Raw genomic sequence first — 23,296 nt, 5'->3', positions numbered from 1 at the left:
CTCGGTGTCTCTAGTGTACCCAATGACCACCGGTGATACAACGCTCACCGGCGCGCCCAGGCGGCCAAGGCACTTTCAATCGTGGCAGGCCATTGAATGTAAGTGGTTAGCTGGCGCGCCGCGGCACTGATTTGCTCAAGCAGCGTGGCCACTTCCTGCGCAGTCGCGTCCGTCGCATAGGCGACCTGCATCATTGCGCTGAACTGTTTGATGGTCAGGGGCACTACTGGCACCGGCTGGCCCAGCCAAGAATCACGATTCAGCAAAAACAGCTGCCACAAGGTGCGCTGATTGATGCGCGCGCTGATAAACACGCCTAGCGTCGGCTTCGGGCTGGCCTGGCTGATTTTGATCACATGGTCAATCACCGATGAGGCCTCGTGTTCCCACTGCACCGTGCCAGCCATCATGGAGACTTCCGGCACCAAAATGCTGCTGGCCAGGTGCACTTCCATATCCGGCGTGTTGCCGGTGCCTGGGGCAAAGGACTTCGGCGTCAAATCGGGATTCATCTGGAAATGATGAATCACTTCCTTGTCCTGACCGCTCAGCGCGACAAACGCCCGCCAGGTGTTGACTTCCAGCCACAACGCCGCCTGGTCTTTATCAGTTAAAATCGTGTCAAACCGCTCGAGAATTTCGCGGCGGGCGGCCGGCGTCTGTGCTTCTTTTTGGACATACAGCAGTTCCGTTTGCGCCAGCACAGCCTGATCTAGCGCCGACTCAAGGTCTTTGAGCTGCTGAATCGATGCACTGGCTAAATTGGCTTTGATCACCGCCACCTGAGCCGGTGCATAAGGCGCATCGGGCAAGGCCGCGAATAAACGCGCCGCATGGTCCAGCTTGTCCTCGACCAACTGCAGCCGCGCATCCGGCTGATCCCATGGCAGCGGCAAATTGCCCACGGCGCCAAACCAAGCCAGCGTCTCACGGGCACTTTTTTGGACCAGGTGGCCATCAACTGACTGTTTTGGCGGCAACACGAAGGCAAAATCGTTCACCAACTGCTGCAGCTTCGGCTGATTCAGCGCCGAGACCCGCAACTTCATCGCCGTGCCGCGACCATGCGAGTAAAAGAGTTCGGTGAATTCCAGCGCCCGGCGCAAGGCATCGGTGTAGTCATGCTGAATCGAAATAATCTTGCGGTCAGCGGTGGCGGGATAAAACTGGTGCCAAACTTTGATGACCAAAGCTTCAACGGCGCGGTTATCGTTCCGACTCGGCAGCTTTGCATACGCGGTGCGGAAAGCCTGCACCGCTTCAATGGTGGTTGGCACCGCAGCATCATCCAACGTACCGAACACAAAGGTGAGCTCGTTGCGACTGAGCGCCCCGAAATGCGCCATCAGCTGCAGCACCGTTCGCATTGGAAAAACGCCGTGCTGTTCGTCGACCATCACGTACATCTTGAGCAGCTGGACCAAAAAGTCTTCCCCGCTTAACTGGCCGGCCACGGCGCGCTGCCCCACCGGCGTCAGGCGCGCCGTTTTGGCGTCCATCAAGCCATATTGTTCAGCGGTGGTGACGATTTGGCGGACTTTGGATTCCTTATCACTGAAATCACCAGCGGGTTGCTGGCCAGCCACAAAATCAGCTAGCGTCAGTTGTGTCAGCGGATCCGGATCGTCGGCATCGCTTTCGATGGCATAGCGAATCGCCCGCCGCACCGGATAAAGCACCGGAATCTTGGCCATGGTACTCGGTTCTTGGTTGGCCACCGCGGCTTGATAATTCGCTTGTTGAAATTGGGCAAAATATGGCAACCAAGCCATTAGTTTGGCGATGGACCGCGGCGCCGTGCGCCAGTTGAAGTTGGTTTTTTCGGCCATGGCAGTGGCCCCCCTTTTTAATCGTATAGTGATAGTTTAACATGCGCCACCCGCCAGCCTCGCAGGAGTTTTGGCCTCTCATTGAACGTTCGTTTTTCTCGGGAGCAAATATGCTACAATTTCCGTTAAACTGTTTTCACAATCACCGCGTGCTATCGCCTGGCTTCCAAGTGGTGAATCGTTAAGCGAAGAAAGGAATTAACCCATGTCAAACCGCACCAAACGCACCATCACCATCCTTATTTTCAGCGAATTTTTGATTTGCCTTGGCATGAGCCTGATTTTCCCAGTGATGCCTTTCATCAAAAATGAGCTGCATTTTACCGCCACTGATATGGGCATCATGTCCTCACTCTATGCCTTGATGCAGTCCATCGCTTCACCTTTGATTGGCCGCCTGTCGGACCGCATTGGCCGCAAGCCGTTGCTATTGGGTGGCCTCGGGTTGTTCGCCCTATCGGAAGTGCTGTTTGCTTTGACCAATCATCTCTATATGTTTGATCTGTCTCGCATCATCGGCGGCTTATCCGCCGGCATGTTTGTCCCCACCGCGCAGGCTTTGGCGGCAGATGTGACAGATCTCAAGCACCGCGCGAAAGTCATCGGCTGGCTGTCCGCGGCTTTCTCCGGCGGCCTCATTCTCGGACCTGGTCTGGGCGGGCTACTGGCCCAACACGGTTATAAAACGCCGTTCTGGACCGCGGCAGTTCTGGGCCTCATCGGCCTGATTGCCACGCTTTTCCTCCTGCCGAAGGATGAACCGCGCCAGGAAACCACCACCAATGCCGCGGCCAAAGGCGACTGGCGGGCAGTACTAACTGGGCCGATGCTGATGCTGTTTGTGCTGATTTTGGTCTCCAGTTTTGGGCTGCAAAGTTTTGAAAGTATCTATAGTATTTTCGTCAATGAGGTCTTCGGCTTTACTTTGAAAGATATTGCGCTGGTGTTGACCCTTAACGGCATCATTTCTCTGATTGCCCAAGTCGTCTTCTTCGATCGCATTGTCCAGGCCATTTCCGAAATTGGCCTGATCAGAGTGGCTTTTGCCGCCTCGGCGCTTGGCGTCTTTTGGCTGATGTTCACTCACAGCAAAGTCATTGTCATGGTCATGACCTTGGTCGCCTTTACCGCCTTCGATCTCCTGCGCCCTGCCATCACCACGCTGCTGACCAAGGCCAGTGCCAGCAATCAAGGTGTCATCAATGGCCTGAACATGTCGCTAACTTCAGTAGGCAACATTGCCGGGCCGCTAATTGCCAGCGCCTTACTAGACTGGAATTACCATATTCCTTACGCCGTTGTGGTATTTTTCCTTGCCATCAGTTTTGGCCTCACTTACACCGTCCACTTAACGGCGCAGCGGCATTAAGCGTATGCAAATAAGCCATTGTTTCCCGCCGGCCGGGAAGCAATGGCTTTTAGTTGCCGCTGGGTAACCAATCCCAGGTGTAGTGTTTAGACCCATCAGCTAGCACCACTGAGTAGGCCGTCGCTGGGCGGTTGGGGCTGCCCGCCTGCGCTAGTTTAAGCGCGGCGGACGCTTCGGCCATGGTATCAAACAAGCCGCCTGCGCCGATCACTGCCTCCTCAGCAGCCTCGTCACTGTCGTCATTTTCGTCAGGCGAAGCCGCTGGCGTGGCAGTGCTAACCGAATCGTCGACAGGCTGCTGATAGCCTTCGCCGCTGGTCGTGGCAGGCGTTTGCGCTGGGGTGGTTGGCGTCTGCTCGTCGTGGTTAGGCTTAGCTTCCGCCGCTTCACCGGCGGCCGGGGTCGCTGATGGGGAGGTGTTAGCGGTATTGGCCTTAACGGCTGGCTGCTGACTGGCCACTTCGTCAACAATCGGCAGGTAAGTCTGCTGAAAAGCCGGACTCGCCACCGCGGTCACTGCACTGCGCGCCGCTTCAATCTGCGCTGAAGACGGCTCCGTCTGCACCTGCTGCACCTTTCGCAGCGCGGTCACTTGCTGCTCAACCAGCTGGACTTTTCGGGCGATATGTTTCGCATAGCGGGGCCCGTTTTGCTTCAGCCGCGCGTACGCCTGCATTAGCGTGGTGTTGTTATAAGCTTGGTCCATGATGACCTCGTCAGTGCCTAAGACATTATGCGTTTCCTCAAAAATCGCGGTGTAGACCTTGGCCGCAGTGAGCTGCTGCTCGGCGGCTTGGTACTGAGCCCGCTGCTTATTCGAGAGCACGGATAAATACTGCCGCATTTGCTGTTTAGCATAGGCGACATGGTTGAGCTGCGCAGTCGCCAAATTACTGCTGGGATCACTGATAAAATCATCGGACGCCAAAACTTTAGCGCTGGTGTTTAACGTCCGTAGCGCCGCCGTGGCCGCTTCCACGTGGAGCTGGCGCTGCCAAAACACGCCACCGCCCACAGCGATGCCGAGCACCACGCACACCAAAGCAATCAGTTTTTTCACCCTGCTCGCCTCTTCCCAAGAACCCCCTGTGCCACACGTTTCAGGCCATGACAGCCCTTTCATGCGTCAAGTATACAAGGTCGAGCAAAAAGCTGTCAATCAGACTGCAGACCGAGCCGATAGCGGCATAAGCAGTGCCTTGGGCCGCAGTCATCCGCCTACAAGCGGCCAGCCATAACTGAAAAGCATAGCGCCACCTGGGTAATAAGCATTCGCGTTTTGGTTCATAAATGGTCATAATAAACGCGACGAGCAAACTCAAAAATGGAGGTCATCAAATATGAAAGATACCCGCTTTATTAAACCCGGCCAAGTGGCCATTGAAGACGTGCCCATGCCCACCTTGCAGGCAGACGACGATGTAATTTTGCGCATCGTTCGGACCTGTGTGTGCGGCTCCGACTTGTGGGAATACCGCGGCATTGACGACGCGGCTGCGCACTCTGAAAACGGCGGCCATGAAGCCTTGGCCATTGTCGATTCCGTCGGCAGTGCTATCACCACGCTGATGCCTGGCGATTTTGTCATTGCGCCCTTCACCCACGGCTGCGGCCACTGTGCCGCCTGCCGCGCCGGCTATGAAGGTGGTTGCCTCAACCATGAGGATAACTTCAGTCGTGGTGCACAAGGCGAATACATGCGCTACCAACACGCTGAATGGTCCCTGGTGAAAATCCCCGGCCAACCGGCAGACTACAGCGAAGAAATGCTCAAGTCGCTGCTCACCTTAGCGGATGTCATGGCCACCGGCTATCACGCCGCCCGGGTCGCGCATGTCGGCGCCGGTGACACAGTCGTCGTCGTGGGTGACGGCGCGGTCGGCTTGTGCGGCGTCATTGCCGCCAAAATGCGCGGCGCCAAGCGCATCATTGCCATGAGTCGCCATGAAGACCGCCAACGCTTGGCCCTTGAGTTCGGCGCCACCGACATCGTGCCGGAACGCGACCAAGCCGGCATCGACCATGTCATGCAGCTGACGGATGGCGAAGGCGCGGATGCCGTCTTGGAATGTGTCGGCACCGAACAATCCGTCGCCACTGCCGTGAAAGCCGGGCGCCCAGGCGCCACGGTGGGCCGAGTCGGTGTGCCGCACAACCCTGAAATGGATCTGACCCCAGTGTTCTTCCGCAACACCGCCATCGCCGGCGGCCCCGCTTCGGTCACGACCTACGACAAACAAGTCTTGTTGGATGCCGTGCTCAAAGGCGAAATCCATCCTGGCAAAGTCTTTACCCAAAGCTTTAGCTTAGACGACATCGACGCCGCCTACCAAGCGATGGATCAACGCAAAGCCATTAAGTCCTACATCATCCTCTAGGAATCAGAAAAGCCGTCTCTACTGAGACGACTTTTTGATTCGCTTAGGATTCATTAGCCACCAGCCCGCTGCGATATTGCTTAGGGGACTCGCCAAAGTGTTTCTTAAACGTCGAGCTGAAGTAGTTCGGATCGGCGTACCCGCACAGATGCCCAATCACCTGACTCTTTTCATTGGTTTCTAGCAGCAGCCGCGCCGCGCGCTCCAGCCGGAAATTGGTCAGATACGTGATGAATGACAGGCCTTCTTCACGCTTGAACAAGGTAGAAAAATACGAATTCGACACGCTTAACGCCTGGCACACATCATTGAGCGACAGTGTTTCATCGCTGTAGTTCACCCGCACGTATTCCTTGGCGTTTTGTATCAAAGCAGTGGAACTGTTTTCCCGCGCGGCCTTCAATTGTTCATGCATCGCCGGCGCCACGGTCATCAGCCACTGGCGCAGCGACTCAGGCGACAATTCTGGCAGCCGCAGGTACAGGCCCTTGAGATTATCAGTCAAGGCGCTGACCTGCAAATGGTTATTCACCGCAAAGCGGTACAAACTGCCGATCATCTCGGCGGTGACTACCGTATGTTCAGGAATGCTCGTGGCGGTTTCATTCATGCGCGCTAGGTAAGTATCCACCGCGGTCTCAATCGCCGCCTCTGGCCCGACATGAATCGCCTTGAACAAATCAGACAACCCGCCATCACTGGAAGACGAGAACGTCATTTCCGTGGTCGGCTCCACTTCTTGCAGGTTGATGACCCGCGAAGCCCCGTAGATACTGCGATATGAAACCGCCGTCCGCGCTTCCTTGTACGCCTGCGGCAAGTCCAGTAAATCAGCCGTGACATCGCCGACGCCGATGGTCACCACCGCCCCGAGCGTCGTCCGCACTTCTTTGCAGAAGCGGTCGGCTTCATCCGTCAGCCCGGGTGCGTCCTCCGCCCGGCACAGCTGCACGATAATCACTGTATTGGCCAAATAGGAAAAAATCGCCACCTGCCAGTTAGCGCCGAAAAACGCTTTGGCCTGATGCAGCACACTGGTCCGCAACAGCACCGGATCCACCCCGCTCGGCCCCAGCGTGCTCGAAGTATGAAGCAGCAAGCAGGCAAAACAGGGGCCGCTTAGCGGAATTTGATAATCGCTTAAGTACCGCGGCAAATCCTCCGCCGCCACCCGGCCGTTGATCAAGGCCGCATAAAAATTAGCCTGCATCACCGGCAGCGAGGTCTGATAATACTGGCGCAGCGACTGCATATTCGCACTAGCCGCCGCTTCGGCATCGAGTTGCTTCCGCAGCAGGGCAAACGTGTGGCCCAACTCAGCCGCGCTGATCGGTTTCTCCAGATAAGCACTGACCCCAAGTGGCATCGCCGCCTTGGCACTGGCCAGCGCCGCCGTATCCGTTAAAATCACAAATTTGGCCTCAGGCAGCAACGCTTTCATTTTCTGAATCAAAGTCAGCCCACTCATGCCGCCTAAAGTTAGCTCGGTGACCACCACATCCGGCCGATGAAGCACGGCCTGCTCTTGCGCCGCCTTACAATCATCGGTCCCGCCTAAAACGGTAAACCCTAATTGCTCCCAGTCAACCATGTCCTGCATCGCCGCGATTTCAGTCGCGTTTTCGACAAACAGTACACTGTACTTCCCCATGAGTCCGACTCCCCGCTTTTTGCCTATGTTTTAGTAAAAGTGGCCTACATATTAACTAGTTTTAGTATACCATGTAAGCGCTTCAGTACAAGAGCGAGCCCTTGCGGTTGGCCTACGAGGCTGAAAGCCCAACTTAACGCGATTCGTATCACGCAGTTGCCGCGTTTGAACACTAAAACGCAGGAAGTTTACCCGTGAACTTTTTTGACCTCGAGAGGCTTTTGTTGCCACTTTGCGCCTCAGCACATGGCCCCTATCGGCACCCCACCGAGATTGTGACTGTTAGCGAGCGGGCCCGGTTGGGGCGGCAGAGGGGCGTGGTGGTCCAGCCGCGAAACAGTTAGCCCACGAGGAGACTGCGCAGCAGGCTGCTCCTGGGCTAACTGGGGGCAAATGCGAGACAGCGTTGAGCGCGCAGCGCGATGCTGGCTCGCATTTGAGGCTGGAGACCGCTTTTCGGCTCCAGCCGTCCCCCGCAACCGGACCGCCACGCCCCGTCGCCGCCCCAGCCGGGCCCGCGTCCTCCCCAGCCAAACCAAAAACCGCCCGACCGAATAACGGTCAGGCGGCGGTTGGAGCTGGTTAGAGGCGGATGCAGGGACGCGGTAACCTATTTCTTTTGCATGTACTTCAAGGAGTCGAGGGTAACCGCGACGAGGATGATGATCCCTGAGAAGACGAACTGCAAGTTGGTATCAATCCCCAGGATGGTCAAGGCGTAGGTCAACGCGGTGAAGATCGTAACCCCGACAACCACGCCGGAGATCTTACCAATCCCACCGGTGAAGGAAACCCCGCCGACCACGCAGGCTGCGATGGCGTTCATTTCCCAGCCTTGGCCATAAGCGGCGGAACCTGACCCGACCATGCGGGCACATTCCAGCCAAGCGCCGAAACCGTAGAGAATACCGGCAAAGACGAAGGCGCCCAGGGTAACCGCGAAGACGGAAATCCCAGAAACCGAAGCGGCTTCAGGGTTGCCACCAACGGCGTACAAGTTCTTCCCAAAGCGCGTCTTGTTCCAAACGAACCAGGTCACGATGATGGCGACAATCGCCCACAAAATGATGGATGGGAACCCGCCGACGTTAGGAATGATCATGCTAGGAATGGCAGGATCGATGGCCCCGAAGGATACCCCTTTCGTCGCGTAGGTGACCAACCCGAAGATAATCAGCGTGTTAGCCATGGTGGAAATGAAGGGGTGCATCATGAACTTGGCGGTAAAGAACCCGGCAATCGTGGTGAACACGGTACAAAGCACGATGCAGACTACCAAAGCCAGGATGACCCGCGGCCAGAGGCCCATCTTCGAAAAGTCGAAGACATGGCCGAACACCGAGCCAGTGTTGATGCCTTGGTGCATGATGATGGTGGCGGCAGTCATGCCCATCCCGACCATACGCCCGATGGACAAGTCAGTCCCAGTCAGCAAGATCAGCCCTGCCACCCCAAGGGCTAGGAACATCTGCGGGGAAGCTTGTTGCAGAATGTTCAAGACGTTGTTGTAGGTCAACAGCGAGGTGCCTTTGATGATTGGGGTAATGATACACAGAATGATGAAGACAAAGACAATGGCAAAATACAGCCCGTTGCGCAGCAAGAAATCGCGGCGGTTAAAGGTATACTTGTAATTTTCCCAGCGCTGGCTGAGGTTTTCTTGGAAGGAGAACTTGGACATCCGCAGCAAGTCCAGCATGTGATACTGATAAACAAACGCCGCGTGCTTGCGGTCTTTGATCGCCCGCTGGCGCACTTGGTAGGTCATCTTGGCATCAAACAGCTTGTTCTTGTGGATGTAGTTCTCTTCTTTGATTTCGGCGTGGTCGGAAAGCTTGGCCACGGTGGCTTTGTGCTCTTGATCCAAGGTTGCTAATTGCTGGTCGTATTCCTGCTTAGCCGCGACTTTTTCGGCGGCGCAACTGGCGACAACCGGCTGGTAGTAGTCCTTGTCGAAATGTTCCTTCAGGTAAGCTTCGGCCTGGCCAATCAGTTCGCTCACTTGGGCTTTGTTCTTGCCTTCCACTTCCTTGGCTTTCACTAAGCGAGTGCGGTCGGCTTGAATCAAGCTGTCGCGCTCGCCTTTGGTCAAACTCTTATCGCGCTTGACCGCATCGATGTGGCTGTTCAGGGCGATCACTTGGTCAGTCCCATCTTTGCGCAGCGCGTTGATTTGCTGCTGAATGGCGCCAATGTGTTCGTCGATTGGTTGCCTCAGTTTTGCTTCGGCCTCAGCGGATAAGATCTCGTTTTTGTCTGCCATAATGTTCTCCCCTTCACTATAGATATTTGGCGCTGAGTCGCAGCAGCTCTTCTTGGTTCGTCTTCTTGGTTTCCACAATCCCACTCAGGCGGCCATTGGACATGACGCCGATGCGATTGGTAATCCCCAAGATTTCGGGCATTTCCGAAGACACCACGATGATGGTGGCGCCTTGCTTGGCCATTTTGATGATCAATTCATAGATTTCATACTTCGCCCCGACGTCAATCCCCCGAGTCGGTTCATCCATCATGAATAATTGTGGCGCCCGTTCGAGCCATTTCCCAATGATGACCTTTTGCTGGTTCCCCCCAGACAGGCTGGCAATCAGCTCATCTGGGCCCATGGTCTTGGTATTCATGACCTTGATTTCTTTCATCGTGGCCTTGTGCATCTTCGGATTGGACAGCGCCACCCCGCGCCGGTACGATGGCAGGTTGGTGATGGTGGTGTTAAAGGTCAAACTGCCTTTCAAAAACAGCCCGTTCGCCTTCCGCTCTTCCGTAATCAGCGCAAAGCCATGTTCCATCGCTTCTTTCGGTGAGTTGAAGTTGCTGAGCTTGTCGTTGAAGTAAACGCGCCCAGCAGCCCGAGTCCGCACGCCGAAAATCGTTTCCAGCAATTCGGTTCGGCCGGCGCCGACTAGGCCATACAAGCCGAAGATTTCGCCTTTGCCAACATCGAAGGTGATGTCCTGCAAGTGCGGTTCGAACTTGGTGGACAAGTGGCGCACAGACAGCGTTGTTTTGCCGACGGTGTTATCCACCGGTGGGAAGCGGTTGTCCAGCGGCCGGCCAACCATGGCGGTGATCAGCTCGTTCATGTTCGTGTCTTTGGTCGGCTTGGTCATCACCAAGTGGCCATCGCGCAGCACCGAAACCTCATCACAGATTTCAAAGACTTCATCCATTTTGTGGGAAATGAAAATCAAGGAAATGCCCTGATCCCGCAACATGCGCACCATTTCAAAGAGCTTGTCCACTTCTTGCGCCATCAGCGAACTGGTCGGCTCATCCAGCACAATCACTTTGGCGTTGTACGAAATCGCCTTGGCAATTTCGCACATTTGCCGCTGGGATACAGACATTTTGCGCATCGGTTGGGTCAGGTTCGGCGTCATCCCCAAGCGCCGGAACAGTTCCGAGGCTTCACGGCGCATTTGTGCTTCATTCACCACGCCTAAGGAATTCACCGGGTAGCGGCCAAGGAACAGGTTATCCACGACGCTACGATCCAGCGCCTGGTTCAATTCCTGGTGCACCATGGCAATCCCATTTTCCAAGGCATCTTTCGGCCCGCTAAAGGCCACTTCCTTCCCATCCAGGAAGAATTCGCCTTCGTCTTTGGTTTTGATCCCAAAGAGGCATTTCATCATCGTCGATTTGCCGGCGCCATTTTCGCCCATGAGGCCCATGACCGACCCGCGCTTCACATCCATATCAATGTGATCAAGCACCCGGTTGCGGCCAAATGACTTGCTCAGCCCGCGAATCGAGAGCACGACATCTGGCGCCTGCGTTTCTTTAGTTGGTTTTGTTGCTGTAGCTTCCTGCATGCTATCGCTTCCTTCCAGCGCCTTCGCTTTTTAAAAAGCAACTCCAGCGGTAAGAGACGACTCCGAAACTCGAGAAGACATTTTCGGCGATCCCTTATCTCTGGAGCTGCGTTCAAACGAGGCGGTTAATTAGCGGCTGAGGATCGAGGTGTACGAGGACCCGTTGTCCGTCTTTACCATGTTGATGGCAAATGCATCGTATTCGCTTGGGTTGCCCAAACGGTTGGTGATGTTGGATTCGGTTTGGCCGTCGCCGCCGATGAATTCAACCTTCAAGTTCATCAGCTTGGCATACTTCTTCAGCAGTGGTTGGTAAGTGGAGCCCAGGAAGTTATCGGAGGAGTTGTAGATATCCAGCCATACCTTCTTTTCAGGCGCCTTGGACTTGCTGAGTTGATGCGAAGCCCCTTCGTAAAGCTTGGTGGAGTCGGTGAAGTCCTTGTAGTTTTCAGCAGTAACGGAAACGTTCATCGCGTAGTAAGAACGATCGCTTGCTTTGTAAACATACGTGTCCTTGGCCAAAACGTTGCCGGCGCTGTCTTTGGTGTCGATCCCGGCGCCTTTCTTTGCGCCGTCCAAAGCGTTGCGCAGAACGCGCAGGGTCAGGTAAGCTTGCACGTCAGCGTGCTGGCTAACCGTGCCGCCGTAGCCTTCTGCAATCGCCGCAACGGCATCAGAGTTAGCATCGTAGCCGAAGGTTGGTACTTTGTTTTCCTTGGACCAAGCACTGAACATCGCCATGCCCATGCCGTCGTTGTTTGAAGCGATGACATCGATTTGGTTGCCGAGGCTTGAAGACCAGGTGCCGATTGCGTTCCCGGCAGTCGCAGCATCCCAGGTTGCGCCTGAGTTGTTCTTCATTTCTTGGGAAGCCAATTCGCGGATGGTGTATTCCTTACCGCCAATGGTCAGCTTGCTGTCCTGAACAATCTTGGACTTGCCGTCTGAGTTCATGCCGGCTGGGGCGGAGTTAACCGCGTCGCCTTTCTTCACGCCGGTACCCAAAGCGGTCCGGACCCCACGCGTCCGGGCGATGGAGTCGTTATGGCCAACGTCCCCGATGGCCAGCACGTAGCCGATCACGCCGTCATGGTTGCGGTCGATGGTGGCGATGTTCTTTTCGATGTAAGTCTTGATCATTTCCCCTTGAACTTTGGCCCCTTGGTTGGCGTCAAACCCAACATAGTAAGTATCTTTGTTGAACTTCAAGGCGTTCATGTCCAGCTTCCCGTTCGTACTGTTAGAAGGCTGGCGGTTGTACCAAACGACTGGTTTGTCTTTGTTGGCCACAGTCTTGCCGCCATCGCTGGATTTGGATCCGCAGGCTGCCAGCAGCAATGTTGCCCCCAAAACTAATCCCAAAGTACCTAACAACTTCTGTTTCTTCATGGTATAAGTCCTCCCTTACACTAGCAACAATGAATGCGCTTACTTGAGTTCAGTTTACCGTGGTGGGTTAGTTCACACCATAGAATATTATTGGGTTAACATTGAAAATTTTTTACTAAAAAAGTTTATATTGCCTGATAGGCAAATGACCGCTTCTCGCTCAACGTCCCCTGCCAACCTGCTGAAAGCTTGGTGACGCCGTGGTTTGCAGCCCGTCATCACAGTGTTTGGCGCCGCTGACCGCCAACTATTTAAGGCGGCCGCGCGCGTTAGTAAAACCTAAAATTAGGTTAACCACCACGTCATTTGCCGCCAGCCCTGCTATACTGGCGAAACAAGGAGGTCATGAAGATGAAAACAACTGTTCATCGCTGGAGCCTGCGCCTGGGACTCTTGCTGATCTTTGCTGGCCTGGTCTGCTTTGTGGCTCGGGTTTTCAACCCAGCCTACCTCGATGCCAGTGGCATGCTCCACGAGCCGTTTTATCTGGTCATCCTCGGCTATGCCGGACTCTTTAGCGGCGCCGTCAGTCTTTTGATTTCATTCGGCACCCGCCATCACGCCTAACGAAAAATCCGTCCATCACAATCGCGTGATGAACGGATTTTTGGATTAGTTTGAACTAGGGAGTTCGTTATTCAATGAAGCATGGTGCTAGTGTTGCCGCTTGCGCAGGAGATCGAAGCCGAAGAACCCGGCGATGGCCGCGAGCATTGCCAACCCGGCAGCAACCACGCCTTGTGCGCGCTGTTCCCCGGTTTCAGGCAAGTTGTCGGTCGAAACCGTCTGCTTGCCATCACTACTTTGATCGGTGGTGGCATCATCGGCCGCAGGATCTGAACTGTCAGTGTCCTCGTCCATTGCCGCTGGCTGACTATCAGTGCCAGTTGCGTCAGCCTGGTCATTGTTGTCACTGTCGGCCGTGATAGCTGGATCCCCGGCAGTGATGGGATTAGTTGATTCCGCTGGTTCGCTTGGCTCGCTGGCGACACTCGGGTCACTCGAAGCACTTGATGCACTTGAAGCACTCGCTGGACTTGATGAACTCGATGAGCTTGACGAACTTGAAGAACTTGATGAACTCGATGAACTCGATGAACTTGAAGAACTCGAGGAACTGGATTCGCTTGGATTACTTGGATCCGTTGTTACTGGCGTGTTCGTTTGCTCTGTATTCTCCGTTGGCTCTGTCGTCGTCAGTGCTGGTCCGGAGTAATTCGAGCCATCATTCGCAATTGGGAAGCCGACTATGGCCAAAAGCTGCTCGTCGGTATAGTCGTCATCATTTTCTTCACTGTTATAGAAGTAATCGTACAACTGCTGATAGAACGCGCTATCGTCGCTGTTGTCAGCGTGTGACTTCCCGTTATCACGATCTGCAACCGCCCGTGAGGCTGCAGCCAGCAGGTCGCCACGTTCGGCGTTAAAGGAGCTACTATACAGGTCCTGATAGCCAGCCGCGTAGCCAGCCGAAGTCCCGGTGAGGTCCATGGCCACCATGCCATCAGCGGCATCTTCACTCGCATCTTGTTGGCCAATGCTGCGCTGTGCTTCGTAGCGCGCATTGCCCAGGGCATACGCCTGCTTGTAAGCCGCTTTTTCTTCTGCGGTGGCGTCATCCCCAGCATATGAGCCGCGTCCGTTGAGACCATCATCAAACCCTGTCTGCTGTGCTTCCTGGATATTCGCCGGCAGAGTCGAATCAGCTGGGAATTCGTAGGTGACATCATAGCCAGTTTGATAAAGCTTCGACTGGCTCTTGTTATCAGCTGGTTGATTGCCAGCGGCAATATCAGCCTTCGCTGCCTCTACGCCGGCATCATACTCTGCCATTAACCCTTCATAGGCTGCCGTGTAGCCTTGCTGATAACCGACTGTTTTGCCGGTTAAATCACGGGTGAACTGGTTCCAGGTCGCATCGTAAGTTCCATCGGATTTACCAGCAGCCACATCCTGATCAAAGACCTCCTTGCCAGCATTATAGGCGGCAGTGTAATAATCTTGGTAAGTTTCCGATTGGTCGCTATTATCCGCAGCCTCGTTGCCAGCCGCAGCATCTGCTTTCCCGGCGGCGGTGCCGGCGTCTTCAGCACTGGTGATGCCAAGCCGCTGCGCCTCGCCTTGATCGTAGCCGTAGGTGTAACCCTTTTGGTAAGGATCAGATTCCATCGTCGTATCGGCATAGTCGTAATTACCGACCCCATCGGCAAGGCCATCGGCTTCGCCTTGATCGTAAGCCGCTTGGTAAACCGCATGCCCAGCCGCATAAGCGGTGGCATAAGCGGCGCGGTACTCCGGCGACTCCTTGCTGTTGTCCGCTTGCGGCTTGCCGGCTTCACCGTCGGCTTTACCAGCCGCCGTGCCTTCTTCGCCAGATAAATCGACCGACTGATAAAAGGCGTAGATGGTCTGGCTGCGGGTCACTTGATAAGTGGCCAACTCAATGACGTTGCCTTGATCATCTTCCCAGTGATCGAAGGTATAGCCTTTGTTCACCTGGGAATAACGGTAATTATCATACGAACCAGTCAGCAAACTCCCCTGTTTTACGAGCAAGGTAATATCCAGATTAGAGGCCTCTGGCTCCGCGGATTCGAATTTGACCGAAAAGCTTTGATTGCCATTATAGCCGCGATTGGCCCCACGCTTGGTTTCGGCATAGCCTTGGGCATAGCCGGCTTGGTAGGCGGCGCCTTGGCTGGTCACATCGGCGGCATCTAAGTTGTCGCCGGCATCAGCAGCGCCAATGGCTTCACCGGTGGCAAAATCGGCATCATAGGCCGCCTTCGCCTTAGTGTAAGCCGCCGTGTATGCGGCCTGGTAGGCATCAGATTGCGCGGCATTGTCAGTGGCGTCCTTGCCGGCGGTGCCATCAGCGGCCCCGGCCTTTTCCCCAGCTACGGCATCTGCATCGCGAGCAACGAAGACCGCCTTAAAGGTCGCGTCACCGCTTGGCGTGAAGGTGCTGAAGTCAACCGGCTGGCCGGCAGCATCTTCCCAGTGATCGAAGGCAAACCCTTCCGCCGGTGTCGGTGTTGGCACTTTCGCGGCGTTGAAGGCTTGGCCAGCGTTGGCAGTCACCGTTTTCGCCACGGTACCTTGGGTTTCATCCGCGGAAGTGAAGGTCAACTTCACTGGCGTCGCGGTTTGACCATCATCTTCAGTGAAAATGGCGTAAACCGTTCCGTTCCCGGTTGGGCGGTACAGGTCAAAATCAATCACATTATTGTCTTGATCCTGCCAGTGATCGAACTTGTAGCCCGCCTTGGCTTCCGGCGTTGGCACCTGACTGGGATCAAGCAACTGGCCCGCTTTGGCCTTCACGGTTGCGGCCACGGTGCCTTCATCGCTATCAGCAGTTTTAAAGGTCACATTGACGGGAATATCCGAGGCCGGCGTCAACGCCGCCGATACATGGTAATCCGCTTTGAACTGCGTCGCCGAAGCGGTGGTCCAGGCCATGTGGGAAACCATCCCATCATAGTCAAAGGCAGTTGGCCGCCCCTCGCCGGTATAAATTGCCGTGCCATCGTCACGCAGCAACCAATGCTTGGTGTCCACATGCACATAGGCTAAGTCATCTTGCGCCTTTTCATCGGTGGCATCAGCGTCACCAATTAAGGCGCGCACGTTCACGTACCAGTGGCCATCCACTTCATAGGTGTTGGCGCGCACATGCTCCTTGGCATCATACTGCCACACATAGTCGGAGATGATGGACAAATCAGGCACTGAATTAGAAATGTAGGTGAACGCATTGCCGCTAGCCGACAGACTGACCAGATAGCTGGCGCCATCGATGTTCAACACCCCGCCCAACTTGTTGTTGGTGAGATTAAGCGTCGCGAGGTTGCTATTCGGCGTGAAGCTGGTCAGCTTATTATCTGACAAGTCGAGCTGGGTCAGCTGCGGATAGACCGACGCATCGAAGCTGGTGAGCTGATTGCCACTTAGCAGCAGCCCACTCAGGCCTTTGGTGTAAACAGCATCTTCGTCCAGGTCGTCAAAGTGAACATCATCCCCAATGGAATCAGGCGCACTAAAGCTGGTTAATTGGTTCCGCGACAAATCGACGGTATTGAGCAGCGGCTTGTCCGCCAAGTCAATGTCGGTCAACGCGTTGTCATTCAAATACAACGTCGATAGGTTGGTCTGACCAGCCAAGTCGATGCCCGAGAATTGGTTATATGACAGATCCAGCGTGGCCAAGTTATGCCCAGTAAGATCGAGCGTGCTCAGCTGGTTATGGCCAGCACTGAAATCGCGAAGATTTGGAAACGGCGTCAAATCAAAGGTTTTGAACGCGGCATAGTCAACCGCCAAATAATTCAGATTGTCGACGCCACTGGCGTTCAGCTGGGCCAACGAGCTGTCTTTGTAGTAACTCAGCGTGGTCAACGCCGGCAAATTAGCCACGGTAGCCTCGGTGAGATTCGGCAGGTTGGTCGGCCGAAATTCTTCCAAAGCTGGCAGATTCTTCACTGAAACCTTGGTGACTGTATCGCTATCTTTGACGCTCAGCTTTTCAAGGTTCGGGAAGTTGCCATCCAGCTCGACGGATTGCAGCGTGGTTTTGGCATTGGTGTACGTGTCATCACCCAGGCTCAAGGAAATCACTGAATCAGAATGCAAGTCATTGGGTCCAATGTGATCCAATTTAATGCCTTTCAAGTTAAGTAATTTCAACGTGGTCAGCTTCGGCAACAGGCTGAAGTCGGTCACTTCTGACCCCGCCCCCAAAGACAGATTGTACAAATTCGGCAATAATTCGAGCCCGGTGAGGTCCTTGATCGGATCACTAGGATCGAGCGCCGTGATGGACTGGGCGGCGTTTAACATATCGGACGTCAGTTGCTTGCCATCCCAATCAGGGTCGGTTTTGTAAGCCAGCGTGGTTAGAAAATCCCGCAGCCCTTGGTCAGGAAAATTGGCTTTCGTAAAATCAACCGGCTCATAGTTCGTATAAGTGTCCGTCGAATAGAGCCCATTGCCTTCGGTGACGCCGTCTGCGAACACTGGTGCCTGGGGCTGGGTGAAAGTCGCCAGCGAAAAACTCGCCAGCAGTGCCGTGCTATAAAGTAAGACCCTTAATCGTTTATTTTTCTTCATTGCGTTTTTTACCCCCAACATAAATCAATCCGAGTCCACTCAGCAAAGTGATGAGGAGCCCTGTCAATGTGTTGTTGGCCACTTGTTCACCGGTGCTAGGCAATGTGCCCTTCCGGCTCCCGCGGGCCTGCTGCTTGGTGCTGGTGGTACTACTCGTCACCCCACTACCCCGGTGGGTGCGCGCCTTACGTTTGCCCGCTTGGCCAAGGCCATTGTCTTGGCCCTGACCCTGGTTATTGCTTTGGTCATCGGCGTCCTGATCGACCCCGGCGGTGTTACCGGTGTCGTTCTTGGTTTGGTCAGCGTCATCGTCCTTAGTCTGCGTTTGTTCATCCTCCGGTTGGGCCTCAGGAATTACAACGGTCGCCGTAATCTCATCGGATTCATTGCCGGCATCATCATAGCTTTGAACCAGCACCTTGGTCGTTTGATCAACGGCAAATGGTGCCGTGTAATCAAGCCAGGTCGCCCCATCATCCAGACTGTAACGCAGATGGGTATAGGCCTTTTGCGCCTCGGTCAGGTCCTTGTCGTACCCAAGCGTGACCGTCACCGCCTTGGTGTCGGCGCTGAAGTCACTTAACTGTGCGGTTGGCTGAGCGGCAATCTGATTGACGATGTTTTTAACGGTGTAGGTCGTTACTGGTGATTCATTGCCATACTCATCGCTGGCTTTGAACTGAATATCGCCGGCAATCGCCTTGGCAACGGCACCATTGTAAGCATGCCAAGTTTGGCCATTGTCCAGACTATACTGAATGTCGGCATCCTGAGCCTGAGTCGCGGTGAGATCAACGCCGCCGTTAGTCAGAGCAGTGGTGCTTGGAGTCACCACTGGCGCATCCAAATCAGCTTTTTTCTGGTGTACCAGTATCTTGCGTTCGGTCTTGTTGCCGTAGTTATCGGTGACCGTCATGACAAAGACGTTATCCGAGGCACCATTACCAGCAACCAAATCATCGCTATCATCGGTGGCGGTCAATGGCAGCTCTTTGTCAAAGGTCTGGTCCTGGTAGCTGTCCTGCGGGTACCGTTTGAGATAGTCCGCAGACAGGGTCTGATTCCAAGCACCTTGATAGACTTCATCACTACCAATTTTGACCGTATAGCCGGTCAAGTTATCCCCAAACTTACCTTTGAGTTCTAGGCTATCCTTATTGGTGTATACCTCGTAGTCGTAGTCATCGGAAGCGGAAGCTTGCCAGTGATCACCGGTATCAAAGTCCAGCGTTGGGAAGGTCGTATCAACCCCGACCCCAAAGGAGCCGCGTTCCCAATCATCTGACGTCTTGGCGCCAGCAGTCTGCAAATCGCGCGTCTTGAACTGATACGTGATGTAACGCACTTGATCAGCACTGACTTTGACCTTGTAGCTGAACTTGTGAGTCGTTGGATCAACGGTGACCTGGTTTTCCGGATCGTCAGGATCCATCGAATGGCCCAAAATCTTGAAATCTTCCACCGCGGTGTATTGGTTCCCTGCCACCCCGGTAATCGTTAGGGTTTGGGTCGCTTCGTCGTAGTTGATTTCTTTCTCGTTATCCTTGGAAATATTAATCGTCGAGCCTTGGAACACATTGTCAAACGAGAGGTAAGTTTGATCGGTTTGCAGCACGAGCATCAAGGCTTGCGGCCCATCGACTTCACCGACGCCATCGATAGACGTGTAGGCCTGGGCACTCAGGACATTTTCCCCTTCATGCGCATGACTGCCGCTAATCATCGCAAAAGTGGCCACAAACTTTTTGGTCACTTGATCCAAGTTGTAGCTAGTGGCGTCATAAGTGGAACCGTCAACGTTTTGTCCGTAAGCCACCACGTCAGTTGGGCTACCGGAAATGCTCCCAGTCATGTTGAAAGTCGCTGCGGTATTGTTCACGCCCCAGATTTGGGTACCATCCACCAAGTCGTACCAAGAGCCGCCAGCTGGTTGATCCAGCGTGACGACTGGTTGCTGGGCGAAGCCGAACTTCATGGTTTTGATCACAATGTTCTGCTTGGCATCCTGGCTGAAGACCAGCTTGTCAAGCGCATCATGCATCGTTACATGCGCTTCAAAATTGCCCTCGTCATCGACTTTGACGGCCTCACCATTGATGTAGAAATCGTTCTTGTAATTCCCGTAAATAGTGTAGGTCTTGTCGTCTTTGTTGTAGTAACTATCCGTGTCATCCGTGGTTTCGCCGTCGTAGACGTTGAACAGCACCAAACTGTTGGAGTTCGTTGCCACATCAACCGTGGCTTTGGTTTCGCCAGTGCCGGCATTCCCGGCATTATCGATGGCCGCAACCTGAACATTGTTGGTCCCGTTCTTGATATAGTCGGCGATGTCGCTGATGTCCGTATCAAACTGGTAAGTGTTTTGAACGGCCCGGTTGAAGTCTTCAACCGTATTGAAGTCCTTGGCTGCGGAGATGCTGGTGTCCAACTTGGCCGTAATCGCAAAACCGTTAATCGAAACCGCAATCGGTGACAGCGGCGAGAGGCCGGCGGTGGCGTCGGTCACTGTCCCGGTCACATGCCACTTACCATCAGCGTTTTTGACCAACTGCACATTGCTGAACTCAGGCGCAGTGGTATCCACCTTAATCGGCAGGTCGATACTTTGCGATTCGGTATCGCCGTCATCGGAATCGAGATTGGCGGTCAGCCGGTAGGTGTACTGCCCATCTGGGAGGGTTTCTTCCTGACCGGTAGTTGGGTCGTAAGTTTTCCCAGTGAAAATCAGATGATCATCGTTCAAGTACAAGCTGGTGGTGATGTGATCGCCGTGGCCAGAGATGTAACTCTTCGAGCCATTCAGCGCCGCCCCCACGGTTTGCACCACATTGCCCTCTGCATCCAAAATGGTGCCTTCAACCTTCTTCGCATTGCGGTTCAAGGAAACATACGGCGTGGCGGTATTTTGCGTGCCATCCCCGTTCGGTGAAATGGCCACATAATTCGGGTCGTACCACGAATTACCCTCTAGACTCGAGCTCTTTTCGTCGATCGCACTGTCCCAAACCCAGCCAAGAATTGACTTATTGTTGTCCAGGAGCATGTTGCCATGCTCCATGGTGTAAGCCGTCTCGAGCGGATAAATCGACTTACGCGTGTTCTGAATGCCATCAAAAATCTTCTGCGCGCTGTCCCAGTTGCCATAGAAGCCCAAGAAAGCCATGGACAGATCCGGACTGCCGGCAGTGTTGCTCTTGAAGCCCACAAAGCCTTCCGCCCACTGGGACTTATGGAAGCCCGTTGGCAGCGTTAAGGTGACTTTGATTTCCTTGGTGTCGCCGGCTTGCAGCACGAATTCGTCCTGATCGGCGGTTAAGGTTGAGCCGGCCACATGCTTGTCGTAGATGTTCTTATCGTCATCGGTGGCCTTGGTGTAGACGCCACCGAAATCGTTGAAGTTATAAGCGACATCCGATTGGCCGTTGTTTTTCAGTTTAATGGTGAAGGTTGCCTTGTTATCGATTTCCTTCAGCGAAGCGGCGCCTTTGCCTTTCACCGTCATGCTGACCGTGGACTTCAAGGCCTCGCTGATTTGTACCAAGCCAGAACCTTGGCGCCGCGGTGAGTAAGGTGTGTTGTTGTGCGCCTGATCCAAAATCGGCACCGAGGTATTCATCATCGCCAGTTTCGCCGCGGTGACGCGATCGCGTTTGTCGACTGATACCCCGTTCGCCTTTTGCCCTTGCATCACCAGCGCGGTGGAGCCGGCGGTGACTGGTGTGGCCATTGAGGTCCCAGACATATCCTGGTAGCCATTATCGTTGGCCGTTGACCACAAATGGCCCCCAGGCGCGGTGATATCCGGCTTCAACGCCAGGTCCGTGTTCGGACCCCAGGTGGTGAAGTAGGACATTTGGTTGCCGGTTGCTTTGGTAGCGATGGTCGGCGCGAAGGTACTGAACTTGTAGAACTCATTCGGGTGCGCCTTCAAGTCCTCAACCAACTTCTGCCCATCAGCCATGTTAGTGAAAATCGTTGGCAGCCCGGTGGCCAGTCCCGCTTCGCCGTCCCCTACGCCGGAGTTGTTGATGACGATCAACCCCACGGCGCCATGCGCGGCCGCCGCGGTTTTCTTGGCGGCAAAGTTGACTTCACTATTCCCGCCCCGCGAAACGACGGCAATTTTGCCTTCCACGTTAACGTTCTTATAATCGGCATCGGCGCCGGCCCCTAAGCCAGCCACCACGTCCTCATAGCCGCTTTCATTCGGCACCGCGACCATCTGCGCGGTGGGAAAATGGCCAAGCGTCTCAGTCGCTGATACCAGATCACTGTTCGGTTCCACGCTGATGGCTTTGCCAAAAGGATTGCTGCCATCGCTGGCATGGGTGATGCTGGTGCCGTATGACGTCCAGGTCGTGTTATCAGAGGACGCCACAGTAATGGCATCTTCGGAAATCCCAGGCGTGGACATCAACCCATCATCCAAGGCGTTGAAGTTCGCGATGGGTCCTGCCGCGCGGCCAGTGGAGTTCCCTGAGTTCCCAGCGGCGATGACCGCCACCACCCCTTCATCGGCGGCAGAGGCAATCGCATCATTTTCGACATCGCTGATGTTGGCATTCGCGTTGTCAGAGCCGAAGGACATGTTCATGACATCGGCGCCCAGCTTGACCGAGTCTTCAATGGCTTGCACGATGACGTCAGAGAACACACCGGTGCCCATGTTGTTGAAGACCTTCATATCTAGCAGCTGCGCTTCTGGGGCGACGCCGACGACCGAGGTCACGTTGTCCGGATTTTCACCATTCGCGCCGACAATCCCGGCCACGTGCTGGCCGTGCATTTCGCCGGTGGTATCGTAGACTTCCTCGTCGTTGCCATCCGCGTAGTTATGGGCAAAAGGCACCTTGGCGCTTTCATATTTCCCATAACCGAAGTCGGCGATTTTTGCTTCCGCGTCTGCCTTCGAAATCTTAGCGGTGGAATCATCGCTCAGGCGGAAGTCCTTATGGGTCGGATCCATCCCACTATCAATGATGGCCACGGCCATGCCTTCGCCTTTGACGTTCTGCTGCTCCCAGGCTTGGACCGCATGCACGGTTTTATCAGCAGAGATGTCTTGCGGCGTTTGCACGGAGCTGACTTCGATGGACTTCACGCCATCGAGGGCTTCCAGCTTGCTGAGGTCAGACACCTTGGCATCAATGGAGAAGCCTTTGACCAGGTAGCCGAATTCTTCCTCGACCTTGTTGCCAGTCAGCTTTTCGGCCGCCTTGGTGGTATCGGCCTGCGCGGCGAGCGCCTTATCTTCGGCGGCGTCGGCTTCCTGGTAGGTCGGGTCATCGCTTTTGACCGTGTCCACCCCGGCCTTCCCGGTGGTGTTCACTACGACCCGGACGGTTTCGTTTTTGGTATCGCCGAGCTTCAAATCGCTGGTGTCGATGCCCTTGGCTTCCAGCTGGGCCTTGATCTTGGTCCACACCAGCGCATTGCCGGCGTCAGCGGCGGCTTTGCTTTCGGCGCGCACGGCGTCGGCCAAAGTCTGCTGACTATTGATCTTGAAGACGCCATGGTCATCTTTGGTTGGCGTCTTCAGGTTGCTGGCTTGCGTCACCGTCGTTTGCGGTGCACTAGCGGTGATGGCCGCCTGAACGGCCTGGGCATCCGCCACTGCCTGCGCGCTGAACCCCAAGATCAGCGTCGACAGCAGCAGCAGGTGCTCGACCTTATGTTTGCGTTTGCTTTGATTCAAATAAATAACCCCCTAGTTTCCATTGACGGGCCCCCACGGCCGCGTCATGCTCCTGTAC

Annotated in this window: 11 protein-coding genes; 3 read left to right on the top strand and 8 right to left on the bottom strand. The window is 54.8% G+C overall.

Annotated elements, in window-relative coordinates; translation table 11 throughout:
• Nucleotides 1-44: 44 nt before the first annotated feature.
• Nucleotides 45-1,829, bottom strand: coding sequence for an AlwI family type II restriction endonuclease (locus JUF11_RS03755; RefSeq protein WP_204118397.1), 1,785 nt, complete (start codon nucleotides 1,827-1,829; stop codon nucleotides 45-47).
• Nucleotides 1,830-2,034: 205 nt separating this feature from the next.
• Here JUF11_RS03755 and JUF11_RS03750 point away from each other — a divergent pair, with 205 nt between their 5' ends.
• Nucleotides 2,035-3,198: an MFS transporter gene (locus tag JUF11_RS03750; protein WP_204118396.1), complete on the top strand. Its 1,164-nt coding sequence runs from the start codon at nucleotides 2,035-2,037 to the stop codon at nucleotides 3,196-3,198.
• Between the two features lie 49 nt (nucleotides 3,199-3,247).
• On the opposite strand, the gene JUF11_RS03745 is transcribed toward JUF11_RS03750, so the two are convergent.
• On the bottom strand, nucleotides 3,248-4,258 hold the full coding sequence (locus tag JUF11_RS03745; RefSeq protein ID WP_204118395.1) for a hypothetical protein: 1,011 nt from the start codon (nucleotides 4,256-4,258) through the stop codon (nucleotides 3,248-3,250).
• 280 nt (nucleotides 4,259-4,538) lie between these two features.
• On the opposite strand from JUF11_RS03745, the gene JUF11_RS03740 reads away from it, so the two are divergent.
• Nucleotides 4,539-5,576 (top strand): zinc-binding dehydrogenase, encoded by a 1,038-nt coding sequence (locus tag JUF11_RS03740; protein WP_204118394.1) that lies wholly within the window; start codon nucleotides 4,539-4,541, stop codon nucleotides 5,574-5,576.
• Between the two features lie 43 nt (nucleotides 5,577-5,619).
• Here the strand turns inward: JUF11_RS03740 and JUF11_RS03735 are convergent, their stop codons facing one another.
• From JUF11_RS03735 to JUF11_RS03720, 4 genes are all read right to left on the bottom strand, one after another.
• Entirely contained in the window at nucleotides 5,620-7,227 is a 1,608-nt protein-coding gene (locus JUF11_RS03735; RefSeq protein ID WP_204118393.1) for a response regulator transcription factor, read from the bottom strand.
• A 610-nt stretch (nucleotides 7,228-7,837) separates the two neighbouring features.
• Nucleotides 7,838-9,490, bottom strand: coding sequence for a galactose/methyl galactoside ABC transporter permease MglC (locus JUF11_RS03730; RefSeq protein ID WP_204118392.1), 1,653 nt, complete (start codon nucleotides 9,488-9,490; stop codon nucleotides 7,838-7,840).
• A 16-nt stretch (nucleotides 9,491-9,506) separates the two neighbouring features.
• Nucleotides 9,507-11,045, bottom strand: a complete 1,539-nt coding sequence (locus JUF11_RS03725; protein ID WP_204118391.1) for a sugar ABC transporter ATP-binding protein — start codon at nucleotides 11,043-11,045, stop codon at nucleotides 9,507-9,509.
• A gap of 129 nt (nucleotides 11,046-11,174) precedes the next feature.
• Nucleotides 11,175-12,434 carry a substrate-binding domain-containing protein gene (locus JUF11_RS03720; protein ID WP_204118390.1) on the bottom strand — a complete coding sequence of 420 codons (1,260 nt, stop codon included), beginning with the start codon at nucleotides 12,432-12,434 and terminating at the stop codon, nucleotides 11,175-11,177.
• Between the two features lie 351 nt (nucleotides 12,435-12,785).
• Here JUF11_RS03720 and JUF11_RS03715 point away from each other — a divergent pair, with 351 nt between their 5' ends.
• On the top strand, nucleotides 12,786-13,001 hold the full coding sequence (locus JUF11_RS03715; RefSeq protein WP_204118389.1) for a DUF3955 domain-containing protein: 216 nt from the start codon (nucleotides 12,786-12,788) through the stop codon (nucleotides 12,999-13,001).
• A gap of 87 nt (nucleotides 13,002-13,088) precedes the next feature.
• On the opposite strand, the gene JUF11_RS03710 is transcribed toward JUF11_RS03715, so the two are convergent.
• On the bottom strand, nucleotides 13,089-17,543 hold the full coding sequence (locus tag JUF11_RS03710) for a leucine-rich repeat domain-containing protein (protein WP_204118388.1): 4,455 nt from the start codon (nucleotides 17,541-17,543) through the stop codon (nucleotides 13,089-13,091).
• Nucleotides 17,530-23,238, bottom strand: coding sequence for a S8 family serine peptidase (locus JUF11_RS03705; RefSeq protein WP_204118387.1), 5,709 nt, complete (start codon nucleotides 23,236-23,238; stop codon nucleotides 17,530-17,532). The genes JUF11_RS03710 and JUF11_RS03705 overlap by 14 nt, the downstream gene beginning before the upstream one ends.
• Nucleotides 23,239-23,296: the final 58 nt, after the last annotated feature.

It is taken from the genome of Lacticaseibacillus suilingensis (assembly GCF_016861845.1).
Lineage (GTDB): Bacteria > Bacillota > Bacilli > Lactobacillales > Lactobacillaceae > Lacticaseibacillus > Lacticaseibacillus suilingensis.
The sequence above is the reverse complement of the archived record's forward strand: the minus strand, read 5'-3'. Positions and strand labels throughout refer to the sequence as shown.

Coding starts and splice junctions, on each gene's coding strand:
- JUF11_RS03750 (WP_204118396.1), top strand. CDS start 2,035: ATGTCAAACCGCACCAAACGCACCATCACCATCCTTATTTTCAGCGAA.
- JUF11_RS03710 (WP_204118388.1), bottom strand. CDS start 17,543: ATGAAGAAAAATAAACGATTAAGGGTCTTACTTTATAGCACGGCACTG.
- JUF11_RS03720 (WP_204118390.1), bottom strand. CDS start 12,434: ATGAAGAAACAGAAGTTGTTAGGTACTTTGGGATTAGTTTTGGGGGCA.
- JUF11_RS03715 (WP_204118389.1), top strand. CDS start 12,786: ATGAAAACAACTGTTCATCGCTGGAGCCTGCGCCTGGGACTCTTGCTG.
- JUF11_RS03730 (WP_204118392.1), bottom strand. CDS start 9,490: ATGGCAGACAAAAACGAGATCTTATCCGCTGAGGCCGAAGCAAAACTG.
- JUF11_RS03740 (WP_204118394.1), top strand. CDS start 4,539: ATGAAAGATACCCGCTTTATTAAACCCGGCCAAGTGGCCATTGAAGAC.
- JUF11_RS03725 (WP_204118391.1), bottom strand. CDS start 11,045: ATGCAGGAAGCTACAGCAACAAAACCAACTAAAGAAACGCAGGCGCCA.
- JUF11_RS03755 (WP_204118397.1), bottom strand. CDS start 1,829: ATGGCCGAAAAAACCAACTTCAACTGGCGCACGGCGCCGCGGTCCATC.
- JUF11_RS03735 (WP_204118393.1), bottom strand. CDS start 7,227: ATGGGGAAGTACAGTGTACTGTTTGTCGAAAACGCGACTGAAATCGCG.